The sequence below is a fragment of the Paenibacillus swuensis genome (assembly GCF_001644605.1).
Lineage (GTDB): Bacteria > Bacillota > Bacilli > Paenibacillales > DY6 > Paenibacillus_N > Paenibacillus_N swuensis.
In genome coordinates this window covers 4,353,083-4,379,449 of record NZ_CP011388.1, presented here as the reverse complement: position 1 = coordinate 4,379,449, position 26,367 = coordinate 4,353,083, and the positions used below count along the sequence as shown (strand labels likewise).

General features: G+C 47.0%; 26 protein-coding genes and 1 riboswitch. Of the genes, 20 read left to right on the top strand and 6 right to left on the bottom strand.

The features are described 5' to 3' along the window. Window positions 1-74: 74 nt before the first annotated feature. Window positions 75-332: a hypothetical protein gene (locus SY83_RS19760; protein ID WP_068609672.1), complete on the top strand. Its 258-nt coding sequence runs from the start codon at window positions 75-77 to the stop codon at window positions 330-332. A gap of 2 nt (window positions 333-334) precedes the next feature. On the opposite strand, the gene SY83_RS19755 is transcribed toward SY83_RS19760, so the two are convergent. Beyond that, window positions 335-1,294 carry a D-2-hydroxyacid dehydrogenase gene (locus tag SY83_RS19755; protein ID WP_068609670.1) on the bottom strand — a complete coding sequence of 320 codons (960 nt, stop codon included), beginning with the start codon at window positions 1,292-1,294 and terminating at the stop codon, window positions 335-337. 177 nt (window positions 1,295-1,471) lie between these two features. Here SY83_RS19755 and SY83_RS19750 point away from each other — a divergent pair, with 177 nt between their 5' ends. Continuing rightward, the gene (locus SY83_RS19750; RefSeq protein ID WP_068609668.1) at window positions 1,472-5,281 is read left to right on the top strand and encodes a DUF11 domain-containing protein; all 3,810 of its coding nucleotides are present in this window, start codon (window positions 1,472-1,474) and stop codon (window positions 5,279-5,281) included. 105 nt (window positions 5,282-5,386) lie between these two features. Here SY83_RS19750 and SY83_RS19745 read toward each other — a convergent pair whose 3' ends face one another. Beyond that, on the bottom strand, window positions 5,387-6,766 hold the full coding sequence (locus SY83_RS19745; RefSeq protein WP_068609666.1) for a peptide MFS transporter: 1,380 nt from the start codon (window positions 6,764-6,766) through the stop codon (window positions 5,387-5,389). A 218-nt stretch (window positions 6,767-6,984) separates the two neighbouring features. Here SY83_RS19745 and SY83_RS19740 point away from each other — a divergent pair, with 218 nt between their 5' ends. The 11 genes from SY83_RS19740 (at window position 6,985) to SY83_RS19690 (ending at window position 15,847) form a co-directional block, all read left to right on the top strand. Beyond that, window positions 6,985-7,470, top strand: a complete 486-nt coding sequence (locus SY83_RS19740; RefSeq protein ID WP_068609665.1) for a GAF domain-containing protein — start codon at window positions 6,985-6,987, stop codon at window positions 7,468-7,470. A gap of 71 nt (window positions 7,471-7,541) precedes the next feature. Next, on the top strand, window positions 7,542-7,739 hold the full coding sequence (locus SY83_RS19735) for a hypothetical protein (protein WP_068609663.1): 198 nt from the start codon (window positions 7,542-7,544) through the stop codon (window positions 7,737-7,739). Between the two features lie 114 nt (window positions 7,740-7,853). Beyond that, entirely contained in the window at window positions 7,854-8,378 is a 525-nt protein-coding gene (locus SY83_RS19730; RefSeq protein WP_068609661.1) for a DinB family protein, read from the top strand. A gap of 199 nt (window positions 8,379-8,577) precedes the next feature. Then, window positions 8,578-9,414: an amino acid ABC transporter substrate-binding protein gene (locus tag SY83_RS19725; RefSeq protein WP_068609659.1), complete on the top strand. Its 837-nt coding sequence runs from the start codon at window positions 8,578-8,580 to the stop codon at window positions 9,412-9,414. 9 nt (window positions 9,415-9,423) lie between these two features. Beyond that, window positions 9,424-10,101 (top strand): amino acid ABC transporter permease, encoded by a 678-nt coding sequence (locus SY83_RS19720; protein WP_068609657.1) that lies wholly within the window; start codon window positions 9,424-9,426, stop codon window positions 10,099-10,101. Window positions 10,102-10,113: 12 nt separating this feature from the next. After that, window positions 10,114-10,854 carry an amino acid ABC transporter ATP-binding protein gene (locus SY83_RS19715; protein ID WP_068609655.1) on the top strand — a complete coding sequence of 247 codons (741 nt, stop codon included), beginning with the start codon at window positions 10,114-10,116 and terminating at the stop codon, window positions 10,852-10,854. Window positions 10,855-10,932: 78 nt separating this feature from the next. Further along, window positions 10,933-11,121 (top strand): hypothetical protein, encoded by a 189-nt coding sequence (locus tag SY83_RS19710; protein WP_068609653.1) that lies wholly within the window; start codon window positions 10,933-10,935, stop codon window positions 11,119-11,121. Between the two features lie 214 nt (window positions 11,122-11,335). Continuing rightward, on the top strand, window positions 11,336-12,061 hold the full coding sequence (locus tag SY83_RS19705; protein WP_068611228.1) for a divergent polysaccharide deacetylase family protein: 726 nt from the start codon (window positions 11,336-11,338) through the stop codon (window positions 12,059-12,061). 63 nt (window positions 12,062-12,124) lie between these two features. Continuing rightward, window positions 12,125-13,654: a spore germination protein gene (locus tag SY83_RS19700; protein ID WP_068609651.1), complete on the top strand. Its 1,530-nt coding sequence runs from the start codon at window positions 12,125-12,127 to the stop codon at window positions 13,652-13,654. After that, window positions 13,654-14,736: a GerAB/ArcD/ProY family transporter gene (locus SY83_RS19695; RefSeq protein ID WP_068609649.1), complete on the top strand. Its 1,083-nt coding sequence runs from the start codon at window positions 13,654-13,656 to the stop codon at window positions 14,734-14,736. The genes SY83_RS19700 and SY83_RS19695 overlap by 1 nt, the downstream gene beginning before the upstream one ends. Window position 14,737: 1 nt before the next feature. Further along, entirely contained in the window at window positions 14,738-15,847 is a 1,110-nt protein-coding gene (locus SY83_RS19690) for a Ger(x)C family spore germination protein (protein WP_068609647.1), read from the top strand. Window positions 15,848-15,902: 55 nt separating this feature from the next. On the opposite strand, the gene SY83_RS19685 is transcribed toward SY83_RS19690, so the two are convergent. Next, window positions 15,903-16,481, bottom strand: coding sequence for a YflT domain-containing protein (locus SY83_RS19685; protein ID WP_068609644.1), 579 nt, complete (start codon window positions 16,479-16,481; stop codon window positions 15,903-15,905). A gap of 179 nt (window positions 16,482-16,660) precedes the next feature. Between SY83_RS19685 and SY83_RS19680 the strand changes: the two genes are divergently transcribed. Beyond that, window positions 16,661-18,406, top strand: a complete 1,746-nt coding sequence (locus SY83_RS19680) for an ABC transporter ATP-binding protein (RefSeq protein ID WP_068609642.1) — start codon at window positions 16,661-16,663, stop codon at window positions 18,404-18,406. Window positions 18,407-18,468: 62 nt separating this feature from the next. On the opposite strand, the gene SY83_RS23390 is transcribed toward SY83_RS19680, so the two are convergent. After that, entirely contained in the window at window positions 18,469-19,020 is a 552-nt protein-coding gene (locus tag SY83_RS23390) for a hypothetical protein (protein WP_068609641.1), read from the bottom strand. A 144-nt stretch (window positions 19,021-19,164) separates the two neighbouring features. Next, window positions 19,165-19,306, top strand: a riboswitch (cyclic di-AMP (ydaO/yuaA leader). Between the two features lie 16 nt (window positions 19,307-19,322). Between SY83_RS23390 and SY83_RS19670 the strand changes: the two genes are divergently transcribed. The 5 genes from SY83_RS19670 (at window position 19,323) to SY83_RS19650 (ending at window position 23,111) form a co-directional block, all read left to right on the top strand. After that, window positions 19,323-19,970 (top strand): CAP domain-containing protein, encoded by a 648-nt coding sequence (locus SY83_RS19670; RefSeq protein WP_331709960.1) that lies wholly within the window; start codon window positions 19,323-19,325, stop codon window positions 19,968-19,970. 139 nt (window positions 19,971-20,109) lie between these two features. Then, on the top strand, window positions 20,110-20,406 hold the full coding sequence (locus SY83_RS19665) for a hypothetical protein (RefSeq protein WP_068609637.1): 297 nt from the start codon (window positions 20,110-20,112) through the stop codon (window positions 20,404-20,406). Between the two features lie 118 nt (window positions 20,407-20,524). Beyond that, window positions 20,525-21,544, top strand: a complete 1,020-nt coding sequence (locus SY83_RS19660) for an FUSC family protein (protein ID WP_157279959.1) — start codon at window positions 20,525-20,527, stop codon at window positions 21,542-21,544. A 154-nt stretch (window positions 21,545-21,698) separates the two neighbouring features. Then, on the top strand, window positions 21,699-22,559 hold the full coding sequence (locus SY83_RS19655; protein WP_068609633.1) for a DegV family protein: 861 nt from the start codon (window positions 21,699-21,701) through the stop codon (window positions 22,557-22,559). 123 nt (window positions 22,560-22,682) lie between these two features. Further along, entirely contained in the window at window positions 22,683-23,111 is a 429-nt protein-coding gene (locus SY83_RS19650; protein WP_068609631.1) for a 6-pyruvoyl trahydropterin synthase family protein, read from the top strand. A gap of 69 nt (window positions 23,112-23,180) precedes the next feature. Here SY83_RS19650 and mgrA read toward each other — a convergent pair whose 3' ends face one another. Beyond that, window positions 23,181-24,173: an L-glyceraldehyde 3-phosphate reductase gene (mgrA, locus tag SY83_RS19645; protein ID WP_068609628.1), complete on the bottom strand. Its 993-nt coding sequence runs from the start codon at window positions 24,171-24,173 to the stop codon at window positions 23,181-23,183. 72 nt (window positions 24,174-24,245) lie between these two features. After that, complete coding sequence (locus SY83_RS19640) at window positions 24,246-25,877, bottom strand: hydroxysqualene dehydroxylase (protein ID WP_068609626.1); 1,632 nt, start codon at window positions 25,875-25,877, stop codon at window positions 24,246-24,248. Between the two features lie 254 nt (window positions 25,878-26,131). Between SY83_RS19640 and SY83_RS19635 the strand changes: the two genes are divergently transcribed. Continuing rightward, complete coding sequence (locus SY83_RS19635; protein WP_068609624.1) at window positions 26,132-26,359, top strand: hypothetical protein; 228 nt, start codon at window positions 26,132-26,134, stop codon at window positions 26,357-26,359. Window positions 26,360-26,367: the final 8 nt, after the last annotated feature.

Here is a 26,367-nt window from a genome sequence, read left to right as displayed (position 1 = left end):
TTTGGGATATAATTGAATTACACATTTTTGGAAGAAGCAGGGACTAACAATTCAACATGAGAGGTTGATGAAAGATGAACGACAAACAACCATATAATCCGTTCCGGGACCAGAAGCTGCACCAAACCGTTTCGACGAAAGAATCCGAACTGCTAAACCGCGAAGGCTTCAACGATGTCCTTCAACACGCGGATTCCATTAACGGTCACCAAGTACCTAAACAGCTGCAAGATTACCCTTCTCCGATGCGTAAATGGATTCGTTGGGGAATCATCATCTATGTAGGCGTGTTTATTGCAGGAGTCTTCATCACTTTTGCCGATTACCTCTAAGTCTAGTAACGCAAACGATAATCTATTACATTATGGGCGGGACGACCTGACTCTATAAACCCGAGTAAATTAGCGGTAAACAGCTCGGTTACCCGTTCTTTCAGCTGATCGCTGTTGCCGGCTATGTGCGGGGTCATGATGACATTCGGCATCGACCATAGCGGATGATCCGCGGGCAGCGGCTCCTGCTCAAACACATCCAAGCCGGCGGCTGCGATACCGCCTGTGCGCAAAGCGTCCACCAGCGACTCCGTGTGGACGCTCTTTCCTCTGCCCACGTTAATGAACCATGACGTGGGCTTCATGGCGGCGAACCGGGCCTGATCGTACAGCCCGGTCGTCTCCGCCGTCAGCGGCAGCACGTTCACGACAACGTCGCTGTCCGCCAGCACTTCATCGAGCTGCGCCAACGGGACGACGGCGTCGAAATGCGGGACCGGGGCGCCGGAGCGGCGGACGCCCAAGGTGCGCATCCCGAATGCCCCGGCAAGCCGGGCAACTTCAGTGCCGATCGCGCCCGCACCCACGACGCCCAGGGTCTTTCCGCGCAGCTCGGTGAAGTCGTTCTGCACTTCCCACGCGGCGGCCGATTGGCTGCGTACCGCGAAGTGCAGCTTCCTCGAGAACGCCAGCAGCATCGCCATCACGGTCTCCGCTACGGGAACGGGATGCACTTGCATGGCATCGGTAAGCACGATGCCGCGCTCTTGGAGCAGATCAAACGGCATATAATCCGCGCCGGACGAGTAAAGCTGAACCCATCGCAGCTTGGATGGCTGTTCCAAGAGGATCTCCCGGAAGGAAGCATGCCAGCCGCATAATACTTCCGCCTCCGCCAATTGATCTGCCGAAAAGTCTTTCGGACGACCGAACAGCGTCTTCCAGCCTGGGGCCGCATTGCGAATTTGATCTTCTTGTTGCGGTGTAAAGCCATGTAAAGCAATTAAAGTGCGTACTGTCATCTGGGGATCATCCATCCTTTCAGCCTTTACGATATGTATCAGCATACCAAACTTTATAAGCGCTTGTCTTGTCTGGCGAGCATCACAATACAGAATATAACTTGAAAACGGACTTCTACCCTGCACTCTCCCGGCATAAGTTAATAACATTTGAAGTGAAAGATGGGAGAGAAGTCAATGGCATTTGTAAACCGTTTTTTCCTGAATGAGAATGGAGGGCTTACCTTTACGGGGAATACGCTTGGCCTGAGCCGTTCCAATATAGTAGGCGTACCCGGGGTTGAAGACGCAATCGGAGCTTTTATTACCACAGACACAACTCAACAGTTCGGTACGTATCCGCCGGGAACGGTTGGTGATTTCCGGCAGAACAATTCGGCAGCCCAGCTTGTATTACCGCAGGGCAGCACGATCCTTTATGCAGAATTGATATGGGGCGGTACCTATCTGAACGGCGGGGTGGATTTCAGCGCGTTTATCAACGATCCTGTAAACTTTACCACCCCGGCGGGTTTGATCAGCGTAAATCCGGACCCCGATACCGCAATGGAAGGATTTCTGTCCGGTAGCCTCCAGAATAATCCGACAGCAGTTTTCGTGCGCTCCGCAAATGTTACATCCCTTGTAGCGGCGGGAGGAGCAGGAACTTACGCGGCCGGCAGAATTGTGGGAACCATCATTATACCGGAACCGACATCGAATAACGCCGGATGGACGCTCGCTGTTTATTACAGAAACCCGGCATCCCCCTTGCGAAACCTTTCTTTACGGGTTGGAATCAATGTGATCCGAGCCACACAAGGTCCTGTAAACACTTTAATTAACGGGTTTGCTACACCGTTTCAAGGTCCATTGAATGGCAGGGCAGCGGTAAGCGCCCAAGAAGGAGACGCGAATAAGACGGGGGATCGCGCCCAATTCGGCCCGAATATTAACAGTTTGTCTGTACTATCAGGACCCAACAATTTCGCTAACAACTTTTTTGCTTCCCAAATTAATAACGACAGCGGCGCTTTGGATACAACGGGCACTTTTGGCACGCGTAATCAAACGAATGGTCAGCCGGGTTCGAATATTGTAGGGGGAAGGCAAGGTTGGGATATTACCAATGTAGACATTTCAGCAACGCTGCTTAACGGCCAGACATCCGCCCAATTCGGCTTGATTACAAACGGTGACGGTTACCTCGTCAATGCCATAGGTTTACAAATCGATATTGCCGTGCCTCTTCTTCGCGTTACGAAAAGTACCAATGCGACCAGCTTGGTCGTAGACGATGTATTTACCTACACGGTCTTAGTGGAAAATACGGGGGCTGTTAATGCCACGGCCGTGGAACTTTTTGATAATATCGAGGAGAACACCGTTTTCGTCCCCCAAAGCGTAGTTGTAAACGGGACGCCGCAACCTTTGGCTGACCCGACTTTAGGGGTTACGTTAGGTACGATTCCGCCGGGCGGAACCGTAACCGTAAGTTTCAGGGTAAGACTCATCTCCTTTCCGGTACCGTCCGAAATTCAGAACCAGAGCCTTGTATCCTTCACGTTCCAGCCGACACCGGATTCGAAACCCATCTCCACCTTTGTCCCGTCAAACATTATTACAATCCCTGCATTTCATCCCATTGTTACGATTGAGAAAAGCGCGGATCGTACGAACGCTTTAGTCGGTGACACGGTCACTTACACGTTAATCGTAAGGAATACAGGTAATATCAGTACATCCAATACCGTTACCGACCCTTTATCCACCGATGTATCCTTCGTGCCGGGGAGTGTCACGGTGAACGGAACACCACGTCCAGCCGACAATATTACAGCGGGTGTGAATGTCGGGACCATTGCTCCCGGCGGTCAAGTCACGGTTGTCTTCAGAGTGGTGATTACTTCTCTTCCAGCTTCAGGAGTGGTAAGAAATACATCCGTTACCGCGTTTACGTTCACGCTGCCGGATAACCGTACTTTGCAAGGTAATGCAACATCCAATGAAGTAATCATTCCGGTCTCAGCACCGGATGTTACCGTTACCAAGTCAGCCAGTACAGCGGGAACCTTCGTAGGGGATACTGTTACTTACACCTTAAATGTAGTAAATAACAATCCTACCCCGGTAAATAGTACGGTGTTATCGGATGCCGTTCCGTTCGGCAGCACTTTCATTGCCGGTACAGTGACTGTTAATGGTTTGCCGGCGCCGACAGCCGATCCGAGTACGGGAATTCAGCTGGGTACGATTGCCGGAGGCGTGACCGTTCCCGTTACCTTTCAGGTCACCGTCACTACTGTGCCGCAACCTCCAATCTTGAGCAACCGCGGAACCGTTACATTCACATCAGGTACATTTACAGGGGTGTCCGTATCCAACTTGGTGGAGATCCCGGTGTTCACACCTGCTCTCCAACTTTTGAAAGGCACCGGAACAACAGTAGTGAGTATCGGTCAGACCTATACCTATTCCGTAAGGGCACAAAATACAGGTGACATTGCGCTGGATGTTACAGTATCGGATCCGCTGAATCCGTTTATCTCTTTCGTGCCGGGCTCCGTCACCGTATCGGGCGTTCCGATTCCGGCGGCTTCCCCTTTGACAGGGATACCTATTGGCGTGTTACAACCGGATGATTTCATCTTTGTTACCTTCGATGTTACGGCAGTAAGCGCGCCTCCCACACAGTTTTTTGAGAACCAGTCGAATGCTTCATTTACGTTCCAGCCACCGGGCGGTAACCCGGGATCAGGCAACGTTTTGTCCAATATTGTAAGGGTACAGAATGCTTCATTCCCGATTAATATCCAGAAAACGGCGGGAAGCATCGGCGCTTTCGTAGGCACTCAGGTAAACTTCACCATTGTTGTGATTAACACCGGGGCATTCCCTTCATTGAACACCATTGTTACCGACGAAACATCTCCGGGAATCGCGTTCGTTCCTAACAGTGTGGCAGTAGACGGTCTGTTGATCCCCGGGGCTAACATTCTGGAAGGGGTCAATGTAGGAACGATTCCCGCAGGGGGGCAGGTCATTGTTACATTCCGCGGAACGGTTCAATCCGTACCCGCCGGAAACAGTTTCCAAACCGACATCGCAAGGGTTCAATTTGTGGAGGCCACCCTGGGACCCGGACCGAATCCGGTACCTATTCCAGGAACTGTCCGAATTGCCGAGTCTACAGTCGTGGGGGTAGAAGTCTTTATTCCTTCCTTAACCGCAACGAAGAGTGCGTTACAATCCTTTGCTTTTGTAGGAGATACGATAAATTATGCTACCGAGATCGTGAATGCGGGTAACTTAAATGCCGTTTCCACTTGGTTTGATATTCTGCCTGAAGGTACGATATTTGTAGAGAACAGCTTTGCATTAAACGGAACTCCTGTCCCGGGTGCGAACCTGTTTACGGGGCTTGTGCTAGGAACGATTCCGGCTAATGCAACTTCAAGAGTAACCTTTAAATTCAAGGTTGTATCCTACCCGCCTACCGGAGTCATTACGAATCAAGGGAACATGGTATTTGACTTCATTCTGGCCGATGGAAGTTTGTTGCAGCAATCCGTACTTACCAATCCGGTTACGATCCCAATACTCGCGCTGCCTACATTGACGAAGACGTCCAATGTCCGTGAAATCGGTGTGGGAGGTGTCGTAACGTTCTCCGTAAGTGTAACGAATCCGACGGTATTCTCCTTGGATAATATCGTTGTAACGGATCTGCTGCCGGAAGGATTTATCTTTGTAACGGGGAGCGTGGTCGTAGACGGTGTGGCAAGTCCATCCGCGAATCCGGCAACTGGAATTCAAGTGGGTTCCCTGGGACCTAGAGCTTCAAAAACCGTAACTTTCCAAGCAAGAGCCGCGTTTGAACCGGCCAACCCGGTAACTCTGAATGTAGCCAGTGCATCATTGAATTTCTTGTTGCCGGACGGCCGCCGTGTAAACCGGACTGTTACATCGGATCCTGTGCAAGTTCGGATTGTGGACGACGAGGAATAGGATTGCGGATGTAAGCAGCAAACGAATGAATGAAAGAAACCTCGACTTCTTCCCCCGGAAGGGAAAGAAATCGAGGTTTCTTCATTAGTATTAACTACTCATATATTAAACCTTGCAGCCTGACATCAACACAAGTCTTTTGGACAATGCCAGAAGCACGATTCCCATGAAGATTGCCGCCGCGCCAATGATTAGAAATACATCAAAGTAGCCTAGCGATTGGGTGACAGCCGCTAGTTGACCGCCAAGAATATTCGCTACACCTGTGCTGGCGAACCATACACCCATGAGCAAGGAAGCGATCTTAATCGGAGCCAGACGACTAACCATGGAAAGTCCGACGGGGGAAAGGAATAATTCGCCCATCGTGTGCAGGAAGTAAGTGAACACAATAAACAGCATATTCGCTCTATACGTAATTTCCTGTTCATTGCCTCCCGTCTTCATAACAGCCATGAGCAGAACCATGTAACCTAAACCCAGCATAATCATTCCCAAGGCCATCTTCGTAGGTATAGGTAAATCCCCTTTGCGGGAGCGGCCAAGCTTAACCCATAACAACGAGATGAGGGGAGCAAACAAGATAATGAACAGGGGGTTAACCGATTGGAACCAAGAGGTTGGCACTGTCCATCCCATGAGATCGCGATCCACGAATTTATCCGTATATAAAGTCAAGGAAGAACCGGCTTGTTCAAATCCTGCCCAGAAGAAGACGACGAAACAAGTAATGATCAGAATAACCGCTGTTCTTTTCTTCTCTGCAGGTGTAAGAGGCGCTCTGGATTTCTCAGTGCCCGCAATGTTTACGGCTTTTACCTTCTTCTTACCTATATCCCCAAGATATCGATTACCTAACGTATTGAATATAATTTGTCCGATAACCATCCCGAGCGATGCAGCCAAGAAGCCGTATCTGAAGCCGAAATGAACCACGCCGTCTACCGTTGTCTTGAACATATCTTCTGCCAAAAATCCACAAACTAACGGTGCCAAAAAGGCGCCAATGTTGATTCCCATATAAAAAATTGTAAAGGCGGAGTCCCGGCGGTCATCCTTCTCGCCATACAATTCGCCTACCAAGGTCGAAATGTTCGGTTTAAAGAACCCGTTACCCGCGATCAATAATGCCAGCCCGAGATACAGTCCCGTCTGGGAATGCATGGCGAATAAGGCAAAATTCCCAAGCGCCATCAGAATACCGCCTAGCGTAACAGCAAAGCGCTGTCCGATGAAGCGGTCAGAGAGATACCCCCCGATCATCGGCGTAAAATAAGAAGCCCCGGTATAAAACCCGTAAATGCTTAGAGCGGTTGCTTCATTAAATCCAAGACCTCCGCTGATTAAGGCCGTAGTCAGGTATAGTGTTAATAAAGCACGCATGCCGTAGAAACTGAACCTCTCCCACATTTCCGTAAAAAATAACAGGTACAAACCGGGAGGATGTTTGGAGCCTGAGGGTGTTGCATTCATTGTTGTGTTCATAAACAGATCCTCCTTATAGTCGTAGTGTGCTGCATGAAGGTTACATTATACAAAGAAGTCATCTTACTGACAACTTCCTCCGTATGATTTTGGTATCCGAATAGCACCTATCCTATCTACCCAGAGTTTGAAGCGCATAAACACCTCAAGAGATAGATACAACCCTGGTTCGAAACATGATATAGTAGGGGAATTACCGATCGAAAGGGGCCTTTGCCATGTTTCAACAAACCGAATATTCCCAGGATTTAGAACATAATTATAGTCTTCTAAGAAAGCAATTATCCGCCTTAGTCGAAGATGAAACGAACCTGATCGCTAATCTATCCAACGCGGCGGCTTTATTAAATCAATTCATGCCTGATATTAATTGGGTAGGCTTTTATCTGATTGAAGAAGCGAAGAATGAATTGGTATTAGGGCCGTTTCAAGGACTGCCGGCTTGTGTTCGGATCCCGCTGGGTAAAGGAGTTTGCGGTACCTCGGCAGCCCGTCAGGAAACATTGCGCATAGCGAATGTGCACGAATTTCCCGGACATATTGCTTGCGACGCCGCGTCTTTGTCGGAGATCGTTATTCCTGTAATGAAGGATGGCCGTTTAGTGGGGGTATTGGATATCGACAGCCCCGTGGAAAACCGGTTCTCAGCAGAAGAGCAGAAAGAACTTGAAGCATTTGTCGAAACACTGAGTCTTGCTTTATAAATATTTCCTGTTTCCTACATTCCGATATGGGGTAAATAAAAATATCACAAATCATAGGAATTGAGGCAGATATGAAATACAATTACGAAGATTTAAGTGTTGCCGAGAAACGGATTTATGACCTGTTGACCAAGTTTCAGCTTGACCCCAAGAATCATGACCAGTTATCCAAGAGAAGCGGGTTCAGTGAATTTCATGTGAAAGCCGCGATTCAACTGTTAACGTTGAAAGGACTATTAAATCAAAGAGGACCCTCCCGCAATTTGTAGGACGGACCTCTTTATTTCTGCATATGTAAGATTACAGCTTTTTCAAATAAAGGAATTTGAATCTCAAACCTAGAAACTGTAGATTATTCTAGGGATGAGAGGGGAAGTATGCATATGTTGAATAGACCGTTGAAGGATGAATATCATTCATTTTATGAGACGTATATAGGTAAGATTGGCGAGGGAGACATCAGAGACCTTCTTCGTGAAGGCGGGGACAACACCCAAGCTCTGATTGCCGGGTTAAACGAGGAGCAAGGCAACTACAGATATGCGGAAAACAAATGGAGCATTAAAGAGTTGCTTGGACATATGGGGGACACAGAGCGTATTTTGAGTTACCGATTGTTATGGATTGCTCGCAACGGATCAGCTGAATTGCCAGGGTTTGACGAAGATGCTTTCGTAGCAGCTTCTTCATTCGCCGAGATTCCCCTTGCGCAGCTTGCATCCAATCTGGCGGTCGTGCGTCAGTCCACGTTCACGTTGCTGGATACCATAAGCGAAGAGGCGTTTATACGCTTAGGAATCGCGAATGGAAGCCAGACAAGTGCTCGAGCTTTGGCCTATATTATTGCCGGACATGAGAAGCATCATATGAACATTATTCAGCAACGTTATCTGACCCAACTCATTTAAGCTCACGAAATTAATAGGGGTTGCCGTTTCAATACCAAGCTCTGTGCTTAAATAGCATAGGGCTTGTTTCATGAGCTGTATATTTCAGGGGATTTATGGAAATCTAATCTTATGTAAAATGAAGGGTTGACGAAATTTGTCGAAATACACTATAATTCATACTATCCCAATAGGGATTAAGACATCAGGGGGTTTTTTCATGAAAAAGGGTTTTGTTTACACATCGGTTTTACTTGTACTCGCTTTACTATTATCGGCTTGCGGCAACAACGGTAATGAAAGTAACGGAGGCGACTCCGCTCCAAATAACGGCGGCAATGCGGCCGCAACTGGTAATTTGCTTGAAGATATTAAATCCAGCGGCACCCTTCGCGTAGGGACGGAAGGTACTTATGCACCATTTACTTTCCATGATCAAAACGGGAAGCTAACCGGCTTTGATGTGGAAATTGCCGAGGAAGTTGCGAAACGCCTGGGTGTTAAGGCGGAATTTATCGAAACCAAATGGGACGGCATGTTTGCCGGACTGGACGCTAAACGCTTTGATCTTGTTGCGAATCAAGTTTCCATTAATGATGACCGGAAGAAGAAGTACGATTTCTCGAATCCGTATATTGTGTCCAAGGCTGTCTTGATGGTTCGCGAGGATAATAAAGAAATTCAGAAACTCGATGATCTGAAAGGCAAGAAGTCAGGTCAATCCTTGACCAGCGACTTGGGCGAAATCGCCAAGAGTCATGGTGCGGAAATCGTTCCGGTTGACGGATTTAATCAAGCGATGGAGCTGTTGATTTCGAAGCGTATTGATGCTACGATTAACGACTCCTTGTCTTACCTGGACTTCAAGAAACAACGTCCGGATGTGCCTGTCATCGTTGTGGATGAAACAGATAATGCTTCTGAAAGTGCACTGCTGATGAACAAAGGTAATCCAGAGCTTGTGGAGGCTGTAAATAAGGCCTTGGCGGAAATGAAATCCGATGGAACATACCTGGAAATTTCAAACAAATGGTTCGGAGAAGACGTATCGAAATAGGTGATTCATATGAGTGAAAGAACGGAACAGATTATAGAGACGTTAGTTGAATCTTTTTGGCCGATACTGCAAGCGGGACTGGAATTTACCATCCCGCTTGCTCTTATTTCGTTTGTATTGGGACTTATCCTTGCTTTCTTTACGGCGCTTGCGCGTATGTCCAAGTTTAAGTTATTCTCATGGCCTGCGCGGTTTTATGTGTGGATCATCCGCGGGACGCCGCTTTTGGTTCAGTTATTCATTATTTTCTTCGGATTACCGAGCGTAGGTGTCACGTTGGATGGTTTTCCGGCTGCTGTCATCGGATTCACTCTCAATGTAGGTGCCTATAATTCAGAGATTATAAGGGCTGCTCTGCAGTCCATACCGAAAGGACAATGGGAAGCGGCGGATTCCATCGGCATGACAAGACGTCAAGCGTTAAGAAGGATTATCGTGCCTCAGGCCGTTCGTGTTGCCGTTCCTCCATTAAGTAATTCGTTCATTGGATTGGTCAAAGACACCTCTTTGGCCGCTATTATCACCGTTCCGGAAATGCTTCAAGTTACACAGCGCATTAATGCTGTAAAGTATGAGGGTCTTTGGCTGTATATAGAAGTTGCTTTAATCTATTTAATTTTCAGTACGGTTCTGTCGACATTGCAGGGTTACCTGGAAAGACGATATGACCGCTATGTTTCACATTAGGAGGCTTACGCCATGATTCAACTGACTCAATTGCATAAGTCCTTCGGGGAGCTTGAAGTGCTGAACGACGTGAATCTTCAGGTGGACAAAGGCAGTACAGTTGTCATTATCGGCCCCTCGGGGTCGGGAAAGACTACACTTCTGCGTTGTGTTAATCTGCTGGAAATGCCAACCGAAGGTATTGTGGAAGTCGGAGCATCCCGGTTAGTATTTTCAACGGATCAACAGCCGAGCAAGCAAGCCATCTTATCGGTTCGCAGACAAACGGGTATGGTATTTCAGAATTATAATTTATTCCCGCATATGACGGTTATGCAGAATGTCATGGAAGGACCGCTGACGGTGTTGAAACGCTCGAAAGCGGAAGCCTCGGTTATAGCAGAAGAATTGCTTAAGAAAGTGGGTTTGTCGGAGAAAGCCCATCAATACCCTCATCAACTATCCGGCGGACAGCAGCAGCGAGTGGGCATAGCGAGAGCTCTCGCTATGGAGCCTGAGGTTGTTCTGTTTGATGAGCCCACATCCGCACTGGATCCGGAGTTGGTCGGTGAAGTGCTTAAAGTTATGAAAGAGGTTGCTTCAGAAGGCATAACGATGGTCGTGGTAACCCATGAAATGAAATTTGCGCGCGAGGTCGCGGATAAGGTCGTCATTATGGACCAGGGTAGTATTGTGGAGGAAGGGACACCCTCTTATATTTTTGAACAATCTACGAATACCCGTACGCGCTCTTTCCTTCGAAGTTTGTCATAAACCTGTCAATTGTTAGCCTGTTCGGATTGGGTTATAATGGAGGACAGATTCATTACGAAGAGATAAGGATGTTGATTCATGGGTTTAGTGGATATTTCGGAAGTAACGCCGCAGTTTTTTATCTTAGCCGCATTCTTCATATTATTGATCGGATCTTCCTTCAGCTTTGGTATTCTGCGATTGTTTCAGAAACGCAAACAACAGGGATTTCTAAGTCTCGGCGTAGCTGTAGTTGCCTTTATTGTGATGTTAATTACATTTTTCTGAGCAATAATATTTCTATGGGCAGTCTTCCTAAGAGGGAGGCTGCTTTTTCATGTTGATAATGTTTCCTTTATAGGTAATCCTATAGGCACATCTCGACTATTAGGAGGATTACACCTTGAAACGAAACCCAATTAAAAATCAAAGGTTGCTTGCTATAGTTATGGCGCTTATTATAACTTGCATTAGTGGAGTGTTATCAGTTTCTAGCGCAACGGTGTCAGCCAACATACCTCAGAACACGTCAACTAAGAAGATAGCTGTCGTTATTGATGACTTTGGCAACAACATGAAGGGAACTTCCGAAATGTTGGCATTGCCGATCCCCATCACTGTAGCGATCATGCCGTTCCTTCCTTCATCCCGATCCGATGCTGAGAAAGCACACCGCATGGGAAAAGAAGTGATTATTCATATGCCAATGGAACCGATTCGCGGGAAGCGAAGTTGGCTGGGTCCAGGGGCAATTACAGCCGATTTATCCAAAGCGGAAATTCGGGATCGCGTACTTAAAGCTATAGAGAGTATCCCTTACGCCGTAGGGATGAACAATCATATGGGCTCCAAAGTTACCGCGGATCCTCGTATTATGCGCATTGTATTAGAAGTTTGCAAAGAGAAGGGCCTGTTTTTTCTGGACAGCCGAACGAATAGTAAAAGCGTCATTCCCGCTCTTGCAAGGGAGTTGGGTGTACCCTTCCGTTTAAACTCCGTGTTCTTGGATGATGTCTATACGACCGCTCATGTATCTAAACAGATTGTGAAATTAAGGACCTACTTGAATACACATGATACCTGCATTACCATCGGACATGTCGGTTCCCCGGGATTAATTACATCCCGACAGTTGTTAGCATCCATCGAACGTTTCCCTGATGCCGACTTTGTAAAGGTGTCTGATCTGCTTCCTGCCGATTCCATGTTGCCGTCCTTCACACCTTAAGGTGGATAAATCCTTCCTTTGTTGGAAACCTATGATAAACAGGTTGATCGGAGGGATCGAGCGATGAAGGATCCGCGTAAGAAACACCCTTTCGCATTTAAACGAAAACAACATCCGGAAAGTCAGGCGCAACCTACGCTGGATAGCAGTCAAATGAAAGCGCCGCTTAGTTCTTCATCACAAGAAATTATGAACGAAGTCAAGCGGATTTTAACAACGGACGATTTGGCCTGTTTCCCCTTACAGGAGGACCTGTGCTGCATCTATCTGGACACTATGTTGGATATGACCCGCTACGAGCAAGAGATTGTAACTAGGTTGAATTTGTGGCTTAAAGAGCCTGAGCAGTGGAAACGAATTTATCCCCAAGCTAAATCCCCGCAAGATATGGCGCAGTTGATTCATGCTTTATTGGACGGTCACGTAGTTTTAATGACACAGCGGACAGACACTGCAATAGTCATTGCCATACCGTTGTCCGATTTGCCGAAAAGGGCTATATCCGAACCGAAAATAGAAAAGTTTATTCTGGGGCCGAAAGATTCCTTTGTTGAGGACTTAAATACAAACATCGCGCTCCTTCGTCACCGCAATCGGGATCCCAATCTCGTCATTCATTATTTCGAAGTCGGCGAACGTTCCAAAACACGAGTAGGTCTCATATACGTTAAAGACATTTGCAAACCGGAATGGGTTGAAGAAATTGAGACGAACATCAAAAAAATTAATATTGAAGCTGTTACTGTTCAAAAAGATCTGATGGAACTGATTATCGGTCGGAACAATACACCGTTTCCGCTTTATGAGTTGTCTGAAATTCCCGCACGGACTTCTAAGAACCTGACGGATGGCAGAATTGCCATCGCGATCGAAGGCTCTCCGTTTATGGCTTTTCTGCCGACGGTCATGAACTCCATGCTCATTGGGTCAGAATATGTTTTTCAAGGCAGTATCATTCCTACGTTCGTGCGCATGCTTAAATATTTCGCTATTGTTCTTTCGCTCTACGCTTCTTCTGTTTATTTAGCTTTAGTCACGGTCAATACTACGGTGTTACCGACAGAGTTCGGTTTATCCATTGCGAGGGATCAGGCGCATATTCCGTACGGGCCCTTCTTCGAAGTATTTATCTTTATGGTTATATTAGATCTGTTCGTGGAAGGAACCTCCTTCGTTCCAGGAACGATTGGTCCGGCCATTAATGTGTTCGGAAGCTTGGTCATCGGACAAGCCGCGGCGCAAGCGGGGTTGACGAGCCGAGTCATGATTATTGTGACAGCCCTGACGGTCATCGGATCCTATTTTGCCTCGTATCAAATTTCATTTGCTTTCCGGATTTGGAAGTATCCTTTAATTGTAGGTTCCGCATTGCTGGGCTTTTATGGTATTACCCTGGTAACGGTAGTGCTTGTGATGCATCTTAGCGCGCTTAAATCGTTAGGTGTTCCTTACTTGTCCGCATTCGCCCCGAATCAACCAAGAGACTATGCTTTATTGGGTTTCTTTGAAAGAGACAAGAGCAAGCAGAAAAAAAGAATGTCGAATTATGAACCGCAAGATCACTTCAGGCAGAAGGGAGATCCGGATTCATAATGGGTTATCAGCAGATTCCGAGAATGCAATTTTTTCTTATATTGACCTTGGTAAGCATCGGTATTACACCCATTGGCAATGTACAATCCTTGTTGAAAAGTTATGGTCATTATGCTTGGTGGGCAGTTTTGATTGCTTATGGAATAAACATGATCACTTTAATGATCAGCGTTCATTTGTGTGAACGATTTCCAGATCAGACGATTATTCAATGGTCAAAGGTGTTGCTGGGTCGTTGGATAGGTTCTGTTTACGGTGTGTTGTTGGTGATCGAGATGTTGATCTGGGGCTATCAGTTCTTTATGAAGCTATGGCACTTGACGACTTACACCCAATTACCTTTAACGCATTCAGCCATCGTGGCCACCGCTACCTTATTGGTCGTCGTCTATTCCGTATCCAGAGGGATTGAGGCATGGGCCCGGTTTGCTACAATAATTACCCCGCTGGTATTGTTGATGTTGTCATTGGTGAACATTCCTCAGTTCTTTATGTTGAATGTGCATCGATTGTTGCCTCTTTGGGGACCGATCGATTCAATTCTTGATCCAAAGCACTTGACCGTATTGTTTCTGTTCAGACCGGTGATGATCCTCTTTTTTTTATATCCTTATGTGAAAAAAGAACCTGGAAAAAGTCTGAAAACGCCTGTGTTGATGGCTACCACCATCGGGGCTGTTCATTTGCTAATGGCTATTATTTTCCCCATCGGGATTTTCGGGATCCGGACGGCTGTCCATTTTACATTTCCCTATCAAGAGTCTTTGGAAACCGTTGCTTTTGAACGTCTGCCGATTGAGAAAATCAGTTTTCTATCCCCGGTTCTGTGGTTGTTGATAACGATGGTGGGCTTGATTCTATCCTTGTATTGCTCTATGAAAGGGATTAGGCAAATAAGTGGTTTCAAGTCTGAATATAAAATTCTCGCAGGTGTGGGATTAATCGCCTGGCTGATCTATTTGTTCCCGGTTACTACCGAGGTATGGGAGGTCATACAGGTGTATTGGTCCGCGTTCGGTTTGCTTTTGTTTCAAATCATCCCGACCATGTTGTGGCTATTTCTTAAAGTTGGGGGGAAATAAGATGTCGTATTATAAAAAAATGGTGAGCATATGGCTATCGCTTTCCATTCTGCTTTGCGGTTGTACAGATGTTGTAGATTTAAGGGCACAGACGTTCATTGTCGGTATGGGGATCGATATGGCTCCGAATAATGAATTGGTTTTGACGGTTCAGGAAATTATGCCGGATGGGGGAGGAGGAGGAGGAGAAGAAAGCGAAGGATCGGCTGGTTCAGGGGATTCTTCAAGCGGGGGGGCGTCCGCCATGAAACAGATGCGTTTATTAACCGTAAAGGGAAAGAGCCTTGGATATTGCTTTAGGGAGTTGCGCTTAAGGTATCAGAAGAAACTGACTTTAGATAAAATCGCATATGTCGTAATAGGGAAACCATTGTTAAATGACGGAATTCTGAAGCATATAGATATGTTGATCAGGCATTACGAAATCAATCAACGTGTTCTCTTATTTATGTCTGACAGCTCCGCTAAATTTGCTATGGAGAATGATAAAGGACGGTTGCTGGATTTCATTACTAAAGGACATCTGTTCATGCCAACCTATATTCCTTCAGAGCTTTGGAAAGAGTATTCGCGAATGACCAGCGGTGGAATTGAAAGCGCGATGATCAGCTCTATTGATGTTTCCGACAAAGCATTACTCCTCAAAGGTGAGGCGGTGTTGAGGGGAGATCGTTATGCAATGGAAACGGGTAAAGACCAGAATCGGTTCATGAACCTTCTAGTCGGGGAACGAACTGCGGATGTCATTGTATTTTCGGATAATAAACGTACGGATAGTGTGGAGATTAAATATTATAAGAAAAAAGTGAAGGTTGGCCGCAACCGGGTGCACCTAGACTATAAAATGCGCGGGACTTTGTTCGATACGCTACAAGATAAGCCCTTAATACATAAACAAGAGCTTGAGAGGAAATTCGAATCTAAAATTAAGTTGGAACTCCAAAACCTTCTTAAAGAAACGACCGATAAGGGTACGGATGTGCTGGGCATCGGTGAGAAGTTTCGGCAAAAAGGCTGGGACACGAAGGATTGGCCCCATAAAATCAAAGAGATGGAATTCGATATTCAAGTGGAGTTTACCATTATTCATGGGCAGGGGTTATATGAGTGAACAAAAAAGCACGAAACCGCTTGGTTTCGTGCTGCTTCTGTTACTATAATATAATTTACAGGATGAACGTGTCGTTATCTTTAGTTAATTTGCGATCGGAATCATAATTGGAATTCACATCACCTACCGCACCGTTGTTATAGGTGTCCGCATTCAATGCGCCATGGGTACGGAAAATATCGTAAACTCCGGCTTGACGTTCCGGTTCAACATCAACGAGAACAAGTAATTTGTCGTTATCGACATATTCATTATAGCGTTCAGCTTCGTCTTCCGGAATACCAAGTCCGATTAATCCGCCCACCAACGTACCCGCGCCTGCGCCTACAGCAGCGCCGGTTAACGTGGCAGCGATTGGTCCTGCCGCCAGAATGGGGCCGACGCCCGGAATAGCAAGCAATCCGATGCCTGCGAGCAATCCGGCTACCCCACCGATGACACCGCCGGTAGCAGCTCCTGTCGCCATGCCTTCCGGTACTCTGGAACCTGTTTCTTCTGTAATGGTTTCTAGATGATCCTGGTTACGGCTGACGACGGAAATATCGTCGGAATTGTAACCCAGTCTCTTTAAATCCTCAATCGCCGAAATGGCCTCGTCTCTAGTACTGAATGCACCTACAATATGTTTTCTCATCTTTCTCAACCTCCTAGGTTTATGAATAGAATTGAACAAATATTACTTAAACCGAAATAACGGGTCTCAAACTCTTCATAGTATGATTTCACTAAAATTAGAAAGTTATTTCATATGTATTGCATTCTTGCTTTCCCTGATGACGATGTCTATAGTTGAGGTTGGAGGTGTGGCCAAAGTTGTCCAGTTTTAAATCTTATCTTACTTTTGTAAAGCCTTATAAAGGCATGGTCATTATAACGGTACTAATTGGTATGGTGAAGTTCGGCATCCCGCTGACATTGCCCATTATGATGAAATACGTTGTCGATGAGCTTTTGTTGGGAGATCTCTCCCCTGCTGAGAAAATCAGAAAATTGGCGATCGTTATGGCGGGGGCCTTCGTGCTGTTCGTCATCATTCGCGCCCCGATCGAATATTTGCGGCAGTATTACGCACAGCTGACAACCAGCCGAATCCTATATGATCTGCGCAGCAAGCTGTATGACCATATTCAGAAATTGTCACTGCGATACTATCATAACCGTAAAGTCGGCGAGATTATTTCGAGAATGATTAATGATGCTGAACAGACGAAGAGCATTGTAGAAACGGGTATGATGAATGTTTGGCTGGACTTATTTACGTTAACGTTCGCGATCGCATTTATGTTTACGCTCGATGTTGACCTGACATTGGTATCCATCGCGGTGTTCCCCTTCTACGGTTTGGCTGTGAAGAAGCTTTATAAACAACTGAGGTTTCTGTCGCGTTCCCGGTCGCAAGCGCTTGCGGAGATGCAAGGTTATCTGTATGAACGGGTAAATGGAATACCTGTGATCAAGAGTTTTACGCTAGAAGAGCATGAAAAGAACCATTTTAACCGCAAGAACGGACAGTTTCTGGACCGAGCGGTTGCGCTGACCCGTTGGAATGCGATGACGAACGCGATCATTAACACCTTAACGGATATAGCCCCGTTGCTAGTTATAAGCTACGGTGGTTACCAGGTCATTCAAGGAAATTTAACCGTGGGTTCTTTTGTCGCCTTCTTTGCTTTCCTGGATCGGCTGTATTCACCGCTTCGCCGGCTGGTAAATGCCTCAACCGAGTTAACGCAAGCCTCTGCTTCCCTGGACCGAGTGATGGAATTGCTGCATGAGCCTTATGATATCACGGATGTTAAAGGCGCCTTGGCGTTGCCGCGGGTGAAAGGCGGCATTACGTTCGAACAGGTGAAATTCCGCTACGATTCCAGTGAGGATTGGGTGCTTCGGGGAATCAATCTGCGAATTGAGCCAGGGCAGACGATCGCCTTTGTAGGGATGAGCGGCGGCGGAAAATCTTCGCTTATATCCTTGCTTCCGCGTTTCTATGATATCCAGGAGGGAACGATTTCCATCGATGGTCACGATATTCGATCCGTCACGATTCATAGTCTTCGAAACCAAATCGGAATGGTGTTGCAGGATAATCTGTTGTTTAGCGGTTCTGTGCGCGAGAACATTCTCTTTGGCCGGCCGGGCGCCTCGGAGGAGGAAATTTACGCGGCGGCCGAAGCGGCCAATGCTCATGACTTCATTCTTAGCTTACCGCAGGGGTACAATACGGAAATCGGCGAGAAAGGCGTTAAGCTTTCCGGCGGACAGAAGCAACGGATCGCGATAGCGCGGGTCTTTCTGAAAGATCCGCGGATTCTTGTGCTTGATGAAGCGACATCCGCCTTGGATCTGGAATCCGAACATTTGATCCAAGCTTCGCTTGAGTCTCTTGCGCGTGACCGAACCACGTTGATCGTAGCTCATCGCTTGTCCACCATTACGCATGCGGATCAGATTGTACTGGTGGAACATGGTGAAATTACGGAACAAGGAACGCATGAGGAGCTGATGCGTAAAGACGGAGCGTATGCCAGGCTGTTTAATGTACAGATCTTAAACGATTAAGTGTGAAATAAAGCTCCCTGTCCCGATTGTTCGGGACAGGGAGCTTTATTTCAGTGTGAGACTTAATAAGGTACGCCTACAAGAATTAAACGTAAAGATACATGATCATTGGGGTTCAACTGTACGAACAAGGAGTTGCCGGAGATGAGTCTGCCGTTCACGCGCAGTTCATAAGCAACGCTGCTTCCGATAGGGACCCCGGATACGGACCGGATGCGGCCGCCTACGCCGAATTGTACCTGGCCGGTATTTTGCAGGGCTTGGTACAAAGTCAACCCGGGATAATACCGAATGCGGTAACTATTCCGAATATAAGGATAGGCCTGACCGCCGTCGATGACGACAGTTACAAAGGGGTTCTGCCCCGGGAACGGCGGTGGAGGAAACGGACCGGGTCCTGGACCCGGACCCGGAAACGGCGGTGGAGGGAAAGGCCCTGGACCCGGACCTGGCCCTGGACCTGGGAATCCGCCGCCTCCCGGAAACCAGCCTAAGCCAGGTATATATATACCTCCGCCAATAATGCCGCCGCCGATGCCGGTTGTGCCGAATTGAGTTTCTTGCGTCGGAACTATTCCGCGTTCTTGCGAGAATTCAGAATCGTAATTTACCATTGTGCATAACTCCTTTACCGGTAGTCAGTCATGGTATACGATATGCGGGCTATAGCGGATGGGTGTTTGTACCTGTTCGCATTACCATTATTTAACCAATGAAACGCTTCCGAAGTCATGTTAAGCTGTTTCTTGTCCGAGAACACAACATAAAGGCCGAAGCTCTTAATGAAGCACGGGGAACCCATGTATTTGGATTTGGGGTGAAGCCGATCTTTCCGCGGCGGGGCATTCTCTTTTCGTCCTAACCCGACAGCTAACCTCGCAGGCCAATTCGAAGGGAGAAGGATTTTATGAAGTCTATGGACTTTAAGAAACTGGCTTTAACAGGTATTATTGCTTTAACTCCAATTTTGGGAGCAGGCGCAGCGATGGCTGCAAACGCGAATTATACGGTGGCAACACAAGATACAATGTATCTGATCGCTAAACGGAACGGTGTCAGCTTAACCGCGTTAATTCAAGCGAATCCGCAAGTGACGAATCCGGACATTATTTGGCCGGGGATGAAGCTTAACATACCGCAAACAGGACAATCTGTTACACAACCGAACACGAACATTCAACAACCGTCTGCCAACAAAGGGTCTTTGGAACAGCAAGTCGTTACGCTTGTGAACCAAGAGCGTGCTAAAGCGGGTTTAAGTCCTTTAGTTTCAGACGCGCCATTGGCGAAAATGGCTTATGACAAAGCCGTTGACATGGAAAACAATCGTTATTTCGATCATAATTCTCCGACGTACGGATCTCCGTTTGATATGATGAAAACTTACGGAATTCAGTACAACACGGCCGGCGAAAATATTGCAACAGGTCAAACTAGCGCACAACAAGTGATGACGGATTGGATGAACAGCCCGGGACACCGCGCGAACATCTTAAACAGCGGCTTCACGAAGATCGGTGTAGGCTATTATCAAGGTGAGTGGGTACAGGAATTTATCGGATAATTTCATAATATGATCATGAAAGACCGTCCTTGGCGGTCTTTTTTCTTTAGATGCAGCGCTAAATTGTTTCATTTGTGATTTATGTGGTTAATACTTTTAGATGGTCGAGGACCAAATCCATTTAAAGGGTGTGTTCAATATGGTAAACACAATTCATTTGCACCGTTCCGGAGAGCACGTTCTGGAAGCGGGCACCTATATCAGCGAGAACGGCGTGAAAAGTCAATTTTCAACGGGAGCTACGTTCCCGGCATGTCCTGCGGATGACACGCCAACCACCTGGAGACACAGTGAGCACGAGCATCGTACGGGAGACCGCGTGACGGAGACCGGCGAATATATATGTTCCGCAGGAGAGACAAGATCATTCGAGAAGGGTGCCTACTTCCCGGTTTGTCCCGTTAGCGGTGAAGGTACGCTATGGAAGCATGTGTAACATCTAATTAAACGGAGAGTGCCCTGGGGGCGCTCTTTTTTTGCATTCCGTCTGTTTTGCATGTAGAATAGGTGGGTTAGTCCATACTATAGATATAATGGAAAGGGGATCATCAATGGTGACGTTAGGGGCAAGAGTATTCAAAACGGGAGTCGCTGTCGCTCTCGCCCTGTATGCCAGCACTTTGCTAGGCTTGAATCCTCCAATCATAGCAGCCGTTGCTGCCTTATTCGCCATGCAGCCGTCCATATACCGGTCTTGGCGCTATTTCCTTGAACAGCTTCAAACGAATACCATAGGCGCTACGTTGGCTTTAATCGCCGGTTATTTCTTTCAGAACAATCCGATTGCGATCGGAGCAACATGTATTTTGGTCATCGTCGTTTGCAGGCAGCTTAAGATGGAAGATTCAATTGGATTAACGTTGGTTACGGTTATTGCAGTCATGGAGGCGCCGGGACATTGGACATTTGCGCTCAACCGATTTACGCTGACGATTATCGGTATCGTTTCTTCATTCTTAATCAATATACTGTTTCTGCCGCCCAAACCGCAGGGACAATTTTTCGCAACAGTACAGCAAGTGTTTATCGACTTATCATTATTGCTGCGTACGCTCATTTCCAATGAAATCAAGGAAAGCGTGTTCCAGGAAGAGAAAGATAAGCTGGAAGGAGCTATACGTTCCCTGGACGGAAAATATAAGCTGTTTGAGGAAGAAGAAAAGAAGCTCAAGCAACGCAAGTACAGTGATGTCCGATTGCTGGTGGTTTACAAGCAGATGTTGAACACGTTGCATAAAGGATACGAAATTCTGGAAGCGGCGGAGCAACACTATTTCCAGGCTTCAAGAGAGATTGAAACCGATGCGGATTTCGATCAGATTCTCGAGAAAGTCAATAAATACCACGAGCACGTTCTGCTTAAATTTGATGGCAAAATAAAACCGGACCACGCCGACCAATATACGATGGATGCTGATAATGAAGATTTTCTTCGTAAAATTATGGATGCCTACGCGGATCGCAAAGACGGCCGGTTAAGACTGGCGATCGTAGCCTCGGCTATATATGATTACGGCTTTCAGGTGAGCCGTTTGGAGAAGCTGGTGGATCATCATGTGCGGGATAAGGCTTAGGGATCAGGGGTAGGAAGAAATCAGTAGGATTATAGCATCGGTTTCATGATGAACATGATATAATATACGCTATGAGCCTCCGAGTCGGGACAAGGGTAGGGATTGTCTTCCTCTTTAATCACGCATCGGGGAGAAAATAACGGGGTGGTCAACCTTGACAGTACAAATTATTACGGACAGCGCTGCTGATTTGCCGCGGTCCCTGATTGAACAATACGGCATTGAGGTCGTTCCTTTAAGCGTTTCCGATGCTGCGGGCATTTATTCCGACGGAGGAACGTTGTTGCCTAAGCAATTATTCGATCGTATGCGAGAAGGACATGTTTATAAAACAGCTCAAGTTTCCATCGAACAGTTCCATAAGGCTTTTAGCGCCATAGCGGTTAAAGGGCTACCTGCCGTGTATGTGGCCTTTTCCTCGGGATTATCCGGCACATATCAAACCTCGTTGCTTGTAAGGGACATGGTGAAAGAGGAACATCCATCGCTCCAATTGGAAATTATCGATACCAAATGCGCATCGCTCGGTTTCGGGCTTGTCGTGTTGCGCGCGGCACAGGCGGCGCAAGCCGGCAAATCGGCGGCCGAAGTGGCGGCGGTGGCTGCAGAAGCGGCGTTACATATGGAACATATTTTCACAGTGGAAAATTTGGAGTATTTATACCGCGGAGGGCGCGTCAGTAAGACCTCAGCATTTATCGGCGGTTTATTGAATATCAAGCCGGTGCTGCATATGGAAGACGGTAAGCTGGTGCCGCTGGAGAAAGCGCGCGGACGTTCCAAGTCCCTCAGCAGGCTTGCGGAATTAATGGAGGCCCGAGGCGCGTCTGACTTAAAGACACAGACGATCGGCATTTCACACGGCGACGATGAAGCTACCGCGCAGGCGTTGCGACGCACGATTCAAGAGAAATTCGGTTGCACGGATTTCGTCATTCATTCGATCGGTGCTTCGATCGGCGCTCATGCGGGTCCTGGCACCATCGCATTATTCTTTCTAAATAAAGCGTTATAACCAAGGTGCAATTTGCTGATTCGTCGGCAAATTGCCCTTTTTTTCATAGCATTCTTGTTACATTCACGTTCAGGATACATTATACTAGGGTAGTGCTTTATACTTTTTCAGGAGGAACATGCATTGTTATTTCAATACTATCCGGCTCCGGCCCATAACTACAAATATGAGCTTCACAAAGATATGAATTTTTCGGCGGCTCACTTTATTCCGGCTGCTTCCGCAGGGCAATGTGCGAGAATGCACGGGCATACGTACGTGGCTGACATTACTGTTGCCGGCAATGAGCTTAATGAAGCGGGCTTTCTTGTGAATTTCTCGGATCTGAAGAAACTAATTCATGGCCGTTACGATCATACGTTATTGAACGATCATGAAGAGTTTACAGGTGAAAGCAGCTCCGAACCTGAACGGTATCCCACAACTGAAGTGCTGGCAAGACAAGTATGGGAGACGGTCGAGGCTTACCTGCAGCAATTCCCGAATAAAGCTACCTGTTTACAAGTGTTGGTTCGGGAGACGCCAACGAGCTACGTAATCTATCGCCCTTAAGCATACAACTAAAGAAAGGCCCTTGAAGTGTAATCACTTCAAGGGCCTTTCTCATTGTAATGCAGCGTCTTAGTCTCTCAGGATCGCTTCGATCCGATCCAACTCTTCTGCAGTGAAATCAAGGTTATTTAACGCGGCAACGTTCTCCTCAATCTGGCTGACACGACTTGCGCCAATCAGAGCGGTTGTAACTCGTCCGCCGCGAAGCACCCACGCTAAAGCCAGTTGAGCAACGCTCTGACCGCGCTCTTGGGCAATTACGTTCAGCTGCTGAACTTTAGCCACCTTCTGTTCGGTTACATCGCCTTCGCGAAGGAAAGTAGCAGGCTTGGCTGCTCGGGAGTCTGAAGGAATACCGCCCAGATAACGATTTGTCAGCATCCCTTGTGCCAGAGGCGTAAAGGCGATGGAGCCTACGCCGCCTTCTTCCAGAACATCCTGCAGACCGTTTTCAATCCAGCGATTGAACATGGAATAGCTAGGCTGGTGAATTAACAGCGGGGTGCCTAATTCGCGCAGAATGCGAATGGCTTCTGCTGCCTGGTCCGCCTGATAGTTGGAGATACCTACGTATAAAGCTTTACCTTGACGCACGATCAGATCCAAGGCCGCCATGGTTTCTTCCAACGGTGTTTCCGGGTCCGGACGGTGATGATAGAAAATATCGACATAATCCAGATCCATTCGTTTCAAGCTTTGGTCGAGCGAGCTCACCAGGTATTTTTTGGAGCCCCAGTCGCCATAAGGACCTTCCCACATATAATATCCGGCTTTACTGGAGATGATCAGCTCGTCCCGGTGTGCCGACAAATCGTCCTTCAACACTTTGCCGAACGTTTCCTCCGCGGAACCCGCGGGGGGGCCATAGTTATTGGCCAGATCGAAATGGGTGATACCAAGATCAAAAGATTTACGGATCATGGCTCTAGCATTCTCGTATGTATCTACGCCACCGAAGTTGTGCCACAAACCCAAGGACAGAGCCGGAAGCCGGAGTCCGGATTTACCGCAACGGTTATATTTCATGGTTGCGTAACGTTCAGAAGATGGTTGGTACGACATATGCATTACCTCCTATAAATAAGTTAGTTAACTAACGAACCTAGTATAACATACCTTTTTACAGGATAAACATCAAGCCAAAGCCCCGTTCCATGGTAATCCTTGCTGGAATCGCTCCCGATCGTGTTTTCGCCACAGGGCAAGCATCGTCTGTTCATACATTTCCCACACTTTACATGGATCTTCTTTAGAACCGGACGCCTCCAGTATGCAGTTCACCGCGCGGCGTGCCGCTTCATTAGCCCCTTCCATCGTTGCCAAATCCGTATTGGTGCGTACATAATCAGCCGCCAGGAAGAAATTCGGAATCTGGGTGTAAGCATTCGGGCGTAAGTCCCATGTATGTATTTTGTTCACCAGCAACGGTTCCATGTTGGAGCATGCTCCTTCCGGATTCGGATAATGAATATCATCATCAAGAAACCAGCTATGTACTTGTTCATCTCGTAATACGATCTCGCCGTCCCGGTTCAAACTGCGTTTCAGCTGCTCCCAAACTTCTTCTTTAATTTGTTCTGGAGAGCAATCCATCGCTTTTTTGCCGTAAATAACGCCTTCCGTAGACCAATCTGAAATATCTACAGAGAGAACACCTTGGACCAAGCCGTCTCCATAGTCCGATAAATTCGAGTTGGGCCAAAATTGCTTTTGGGATACCGATGTCAAAGCCCACGGGGTATCCATGTATATCATATGGCCATGAATGATAGGTGCGTCTTCGTTCAGGAAGAATTGAATGCCGTTCATCCAATCTACGGATTCTGCCAGCTCAGGCAATCTGCCCAGCAAGGGATCGGCATTGCAGAGATCCTCATTCAGAAGACCTGCCATCACTTCAACGGGGACGGCGGCAATGTAATAATCACCTGTGACACGGACAGGTTGACCGTCAAGTTCAATCCATACGCCTTGAATGACGCCGTCTATACATTCAATAGAAAGAGCCTTGGTTTGCATATGATATTCCACACCCATATTGACCAAATGCCGCAACCAAGGCTCCAGCCAAACTTCGTTGGTCGGACCGTTAAGCAGGCGATCCGCGCTGCCGGGCGTAATCATGTCTACCATAATTTGACCGCACACGGCTCCAATGGTGTAAGCGTTGGCCTCGCGGGATTTAGCGGCAACCAGAATGCGGGTTAGTCCCGTAAATACTTTGCGATAAGCTTCCGATTGCTTGTCCGCCTGTATGAAGTTCCACCAGCCAATGCGCTGAAAATCCAGAAAGCGGCGTTCATCGCAGGAGGTCATAACCTGCCAGAGCTTACTGACATACTGTTCAACATCATGTTCTGTCAATCCTAGGTTGTTATCAAAAATGGAGATGATCATCGTCCGAATATCCGACAGCGAGAAAGGAAATTCGGTGCAGAGCTCCACGGGATCCATTCCGTATCGGGCTAAACCCAGCCGGGTACCTTCGACGAGATTGTCATATACGCCATTTTTATTATTTTTGTAAGGAATCCGTTTCAAAGTATCGGGAATGTGTTTATAGAACTTAGGAAAAAATCGAAAACCGTGTTCCCCAGGCAAATCCTTTCGTCCGTTGATGCCTGTTCCCGGAACGGGTATGCTGCGCGCTTTACCCCCCGGTAAATGTTTCATTTCATAGACTTCAACCTGAAAACCGCGTTCAGCCAGTTCGTGCGCGGCGCTCATTCCGGCGATTCCGCCACCTAGAATGATTACTTTTGGCATACTCTTCTCTCCTTATATGGTGCTTAAGAAACAGCACTTTAGTCCTAACTTCATTATATTAACATGTTTTAGGAGATTTTTTTCATAAAATATGGATAAATTATGCGTGTTGTTCGTTTTTTCTTAAAAGATTTTTAAGTTTATTTTAATATTCGTAATTTATACTATTTTCATAGAGTGAAGAAGTGAACCAAATTGAGATTCTGTACGTTATGATTTTATAAAAATATGTCGTCCGATGGAGGTCTTTAAACATGAAAACCGTCATTGAAGTTCAAAATAAGAAAGTACCTGTATATTTCGAGGAAAAAAGCAAGAAAGCTTTGGATAAACTAATCGAAGTGATTAATCTGAAAATCAAAACAGGAAAGCGTACAGTAACCAAGTTCCTGAATTCTTTGGATAGCATTGAAATTGTGGGCAGCGATGCCATTCTGTATTCTTCGAAAGAAACGGACACATTGGCGCTGTCTCTGTATTAAGGCAGGAG

What these genes read in the sequence shown, in the direction of transcription:
- SY83_RS19760 (WP_068609672.1), top strand. Translation starts at nt 75, where the DNA reads ATGAACGACAAACAACCATATAATCCGTTCCGGGACCAGAAGCTGCAC.
- SY83_RS19755 (WP_068609670.1), bottom strand. Translation starts at nt 1,294, where the DNA reads ATGACAGTACGCACTTTAATTGCTTTACATGGCTTTACACCGCAACAA.
- SY83_RS19750 (WP_068609668.1), top strand. Translation starts at nt 1,472, where the DNA reads ATGGCATTTGTAAACCGTTTTTTCCTGAATGAGAATGGAGGGCTTACC.
- SY83_RS19745 (WP_068609666.1), bottom strand. Translation starts at nt 6,766, where the DNA reads ATGAACACAACAATGAATGCAACACCCTCAGGCTCCAAACATCCTCCC.
- SY83_RS19740 (WP_068609665.1), top strand. Translation starts at nt 6,985, where the DNA reads ATGTTTCAACAAACCGAATATTCCCAGGATTTAGAACATAATTATAGT.
- SY83_RS19735 (WP_068609663.1), top strand. Translation starts at nt 7,542, where the DNA reads ATGAAATACAATTACGAAGATTTAAGTGTTGCCGAGAAACGGATTTAT.
- SY83_RS19730 (WP_068609661.1), top strand. Translation starts at nt 7,854, where the DNA reads ATGTTGAATAGACCGTTGAAGGATGAATATCATTCATTTTATGAGACG.
- SY83_RS19725 (WP_068609659.1), top strand. Translation starts at nt 8,578, where the DNA reads ATGAAAAAGGGTTTTGTTTACACATCGGTTTTACTTGTACTCGCTTTA.
- SY83_RS19720 (WP_068609657.1), top strand. Translation starts at nt 9,424, where the DNA reads ATGAGTGAAAGAACGGAACAGATTATAGAGACGTTAGTTGAATCTTTT.
- SY83_RS19715 (WP_068609655.1), top strand. Translation starts at nt 10,114, where the DNA reads ATGATTCAACTGACTCAATTGCATAAGTCCTTCGGGGAGCTTGAAGTG.
- SY83_RS19710 (WP_068609653.1), top strand. Translation starts at nt 10,933, where the DNA reads ATGGGTTTAGTGGATATTTCGGAAGTAACGCCGCAGTTTTTTATCTTA.
- SY83_RS19700 (WP_068609651.1), top strand. Translation starts at nt 12,125, where the DNA reads ATGAAGGATCCGCGTAAGAAACACCCTTTCGCATTTAAACGAAAACAA.
- SY83_RS19695 (WP_068609649.1), top strand. Translation starts at nt 13,654, where the DNA reads ATGGGTTATCAGCAGATTCCGAGAATGCAATTTTTTCTTATATTGACC.
- SY83_RS19690 (WP_068609647.1), top strand. Translation starts at nt 14,738, where the DNA reads ATGTCGTATTATAAAAAAATGGTGAGCATATGGCTATCGCTTTCCATT.
- SY83_RS19685 (WP_068609644.1), bottom strand. Translation starts at nt 16,481, where the DNA reads ATGAGAAAACATATTGTAGGTGCATTCAGTACTAGAGACGAGGCCATT.
- SY83_RS23390 (WP_068609641.1), bottom strand. Translation starts at nt 19,020, where the DNA reads ATGGTAAATTACGATTCTGAATTCTCGCAAGAACGCGGAATAGTTCCG.
- SY83_RS19670 (WP_331709960.1), top strand. Translation starts at nt 19,323, where the DNA reads ATGGACTTTAAGAAACTGGCTTTAACAGGTATTATTGCTTTAACTCCA.
- SY83_RS19665 (WP_068609637.1), top strand. Translation starts at nt 20,110, where the DNA reads ATGGTAAACACAATTCATTTGCACCGTTCCGGAGAGCACGTTCTGGAA.
- mgrA (WP_068609628.1), bottom strand. Translation starts at nt 24,173, where the DNA reads ATGTCGTACCAACCATCTTCTGAACGTTACGCAACCATGAAATATAAC.
- SY83_RS19640 (WP_068609626.1), bottom strand. Translation starts at nt 25,877, where the DNA reads ATGCCAAAAGTAATCATTCTAGGTGGCGGAATCGCCGGAATGAGCGCC.
- SY83_RS19635 (WP_068609624.1), top strand. Translation starts at nt 26,132, where the DNA reads ATGAAAACCGTCATTGAAGTTCAAAATAAGAAAGTACCTGTATATTTC.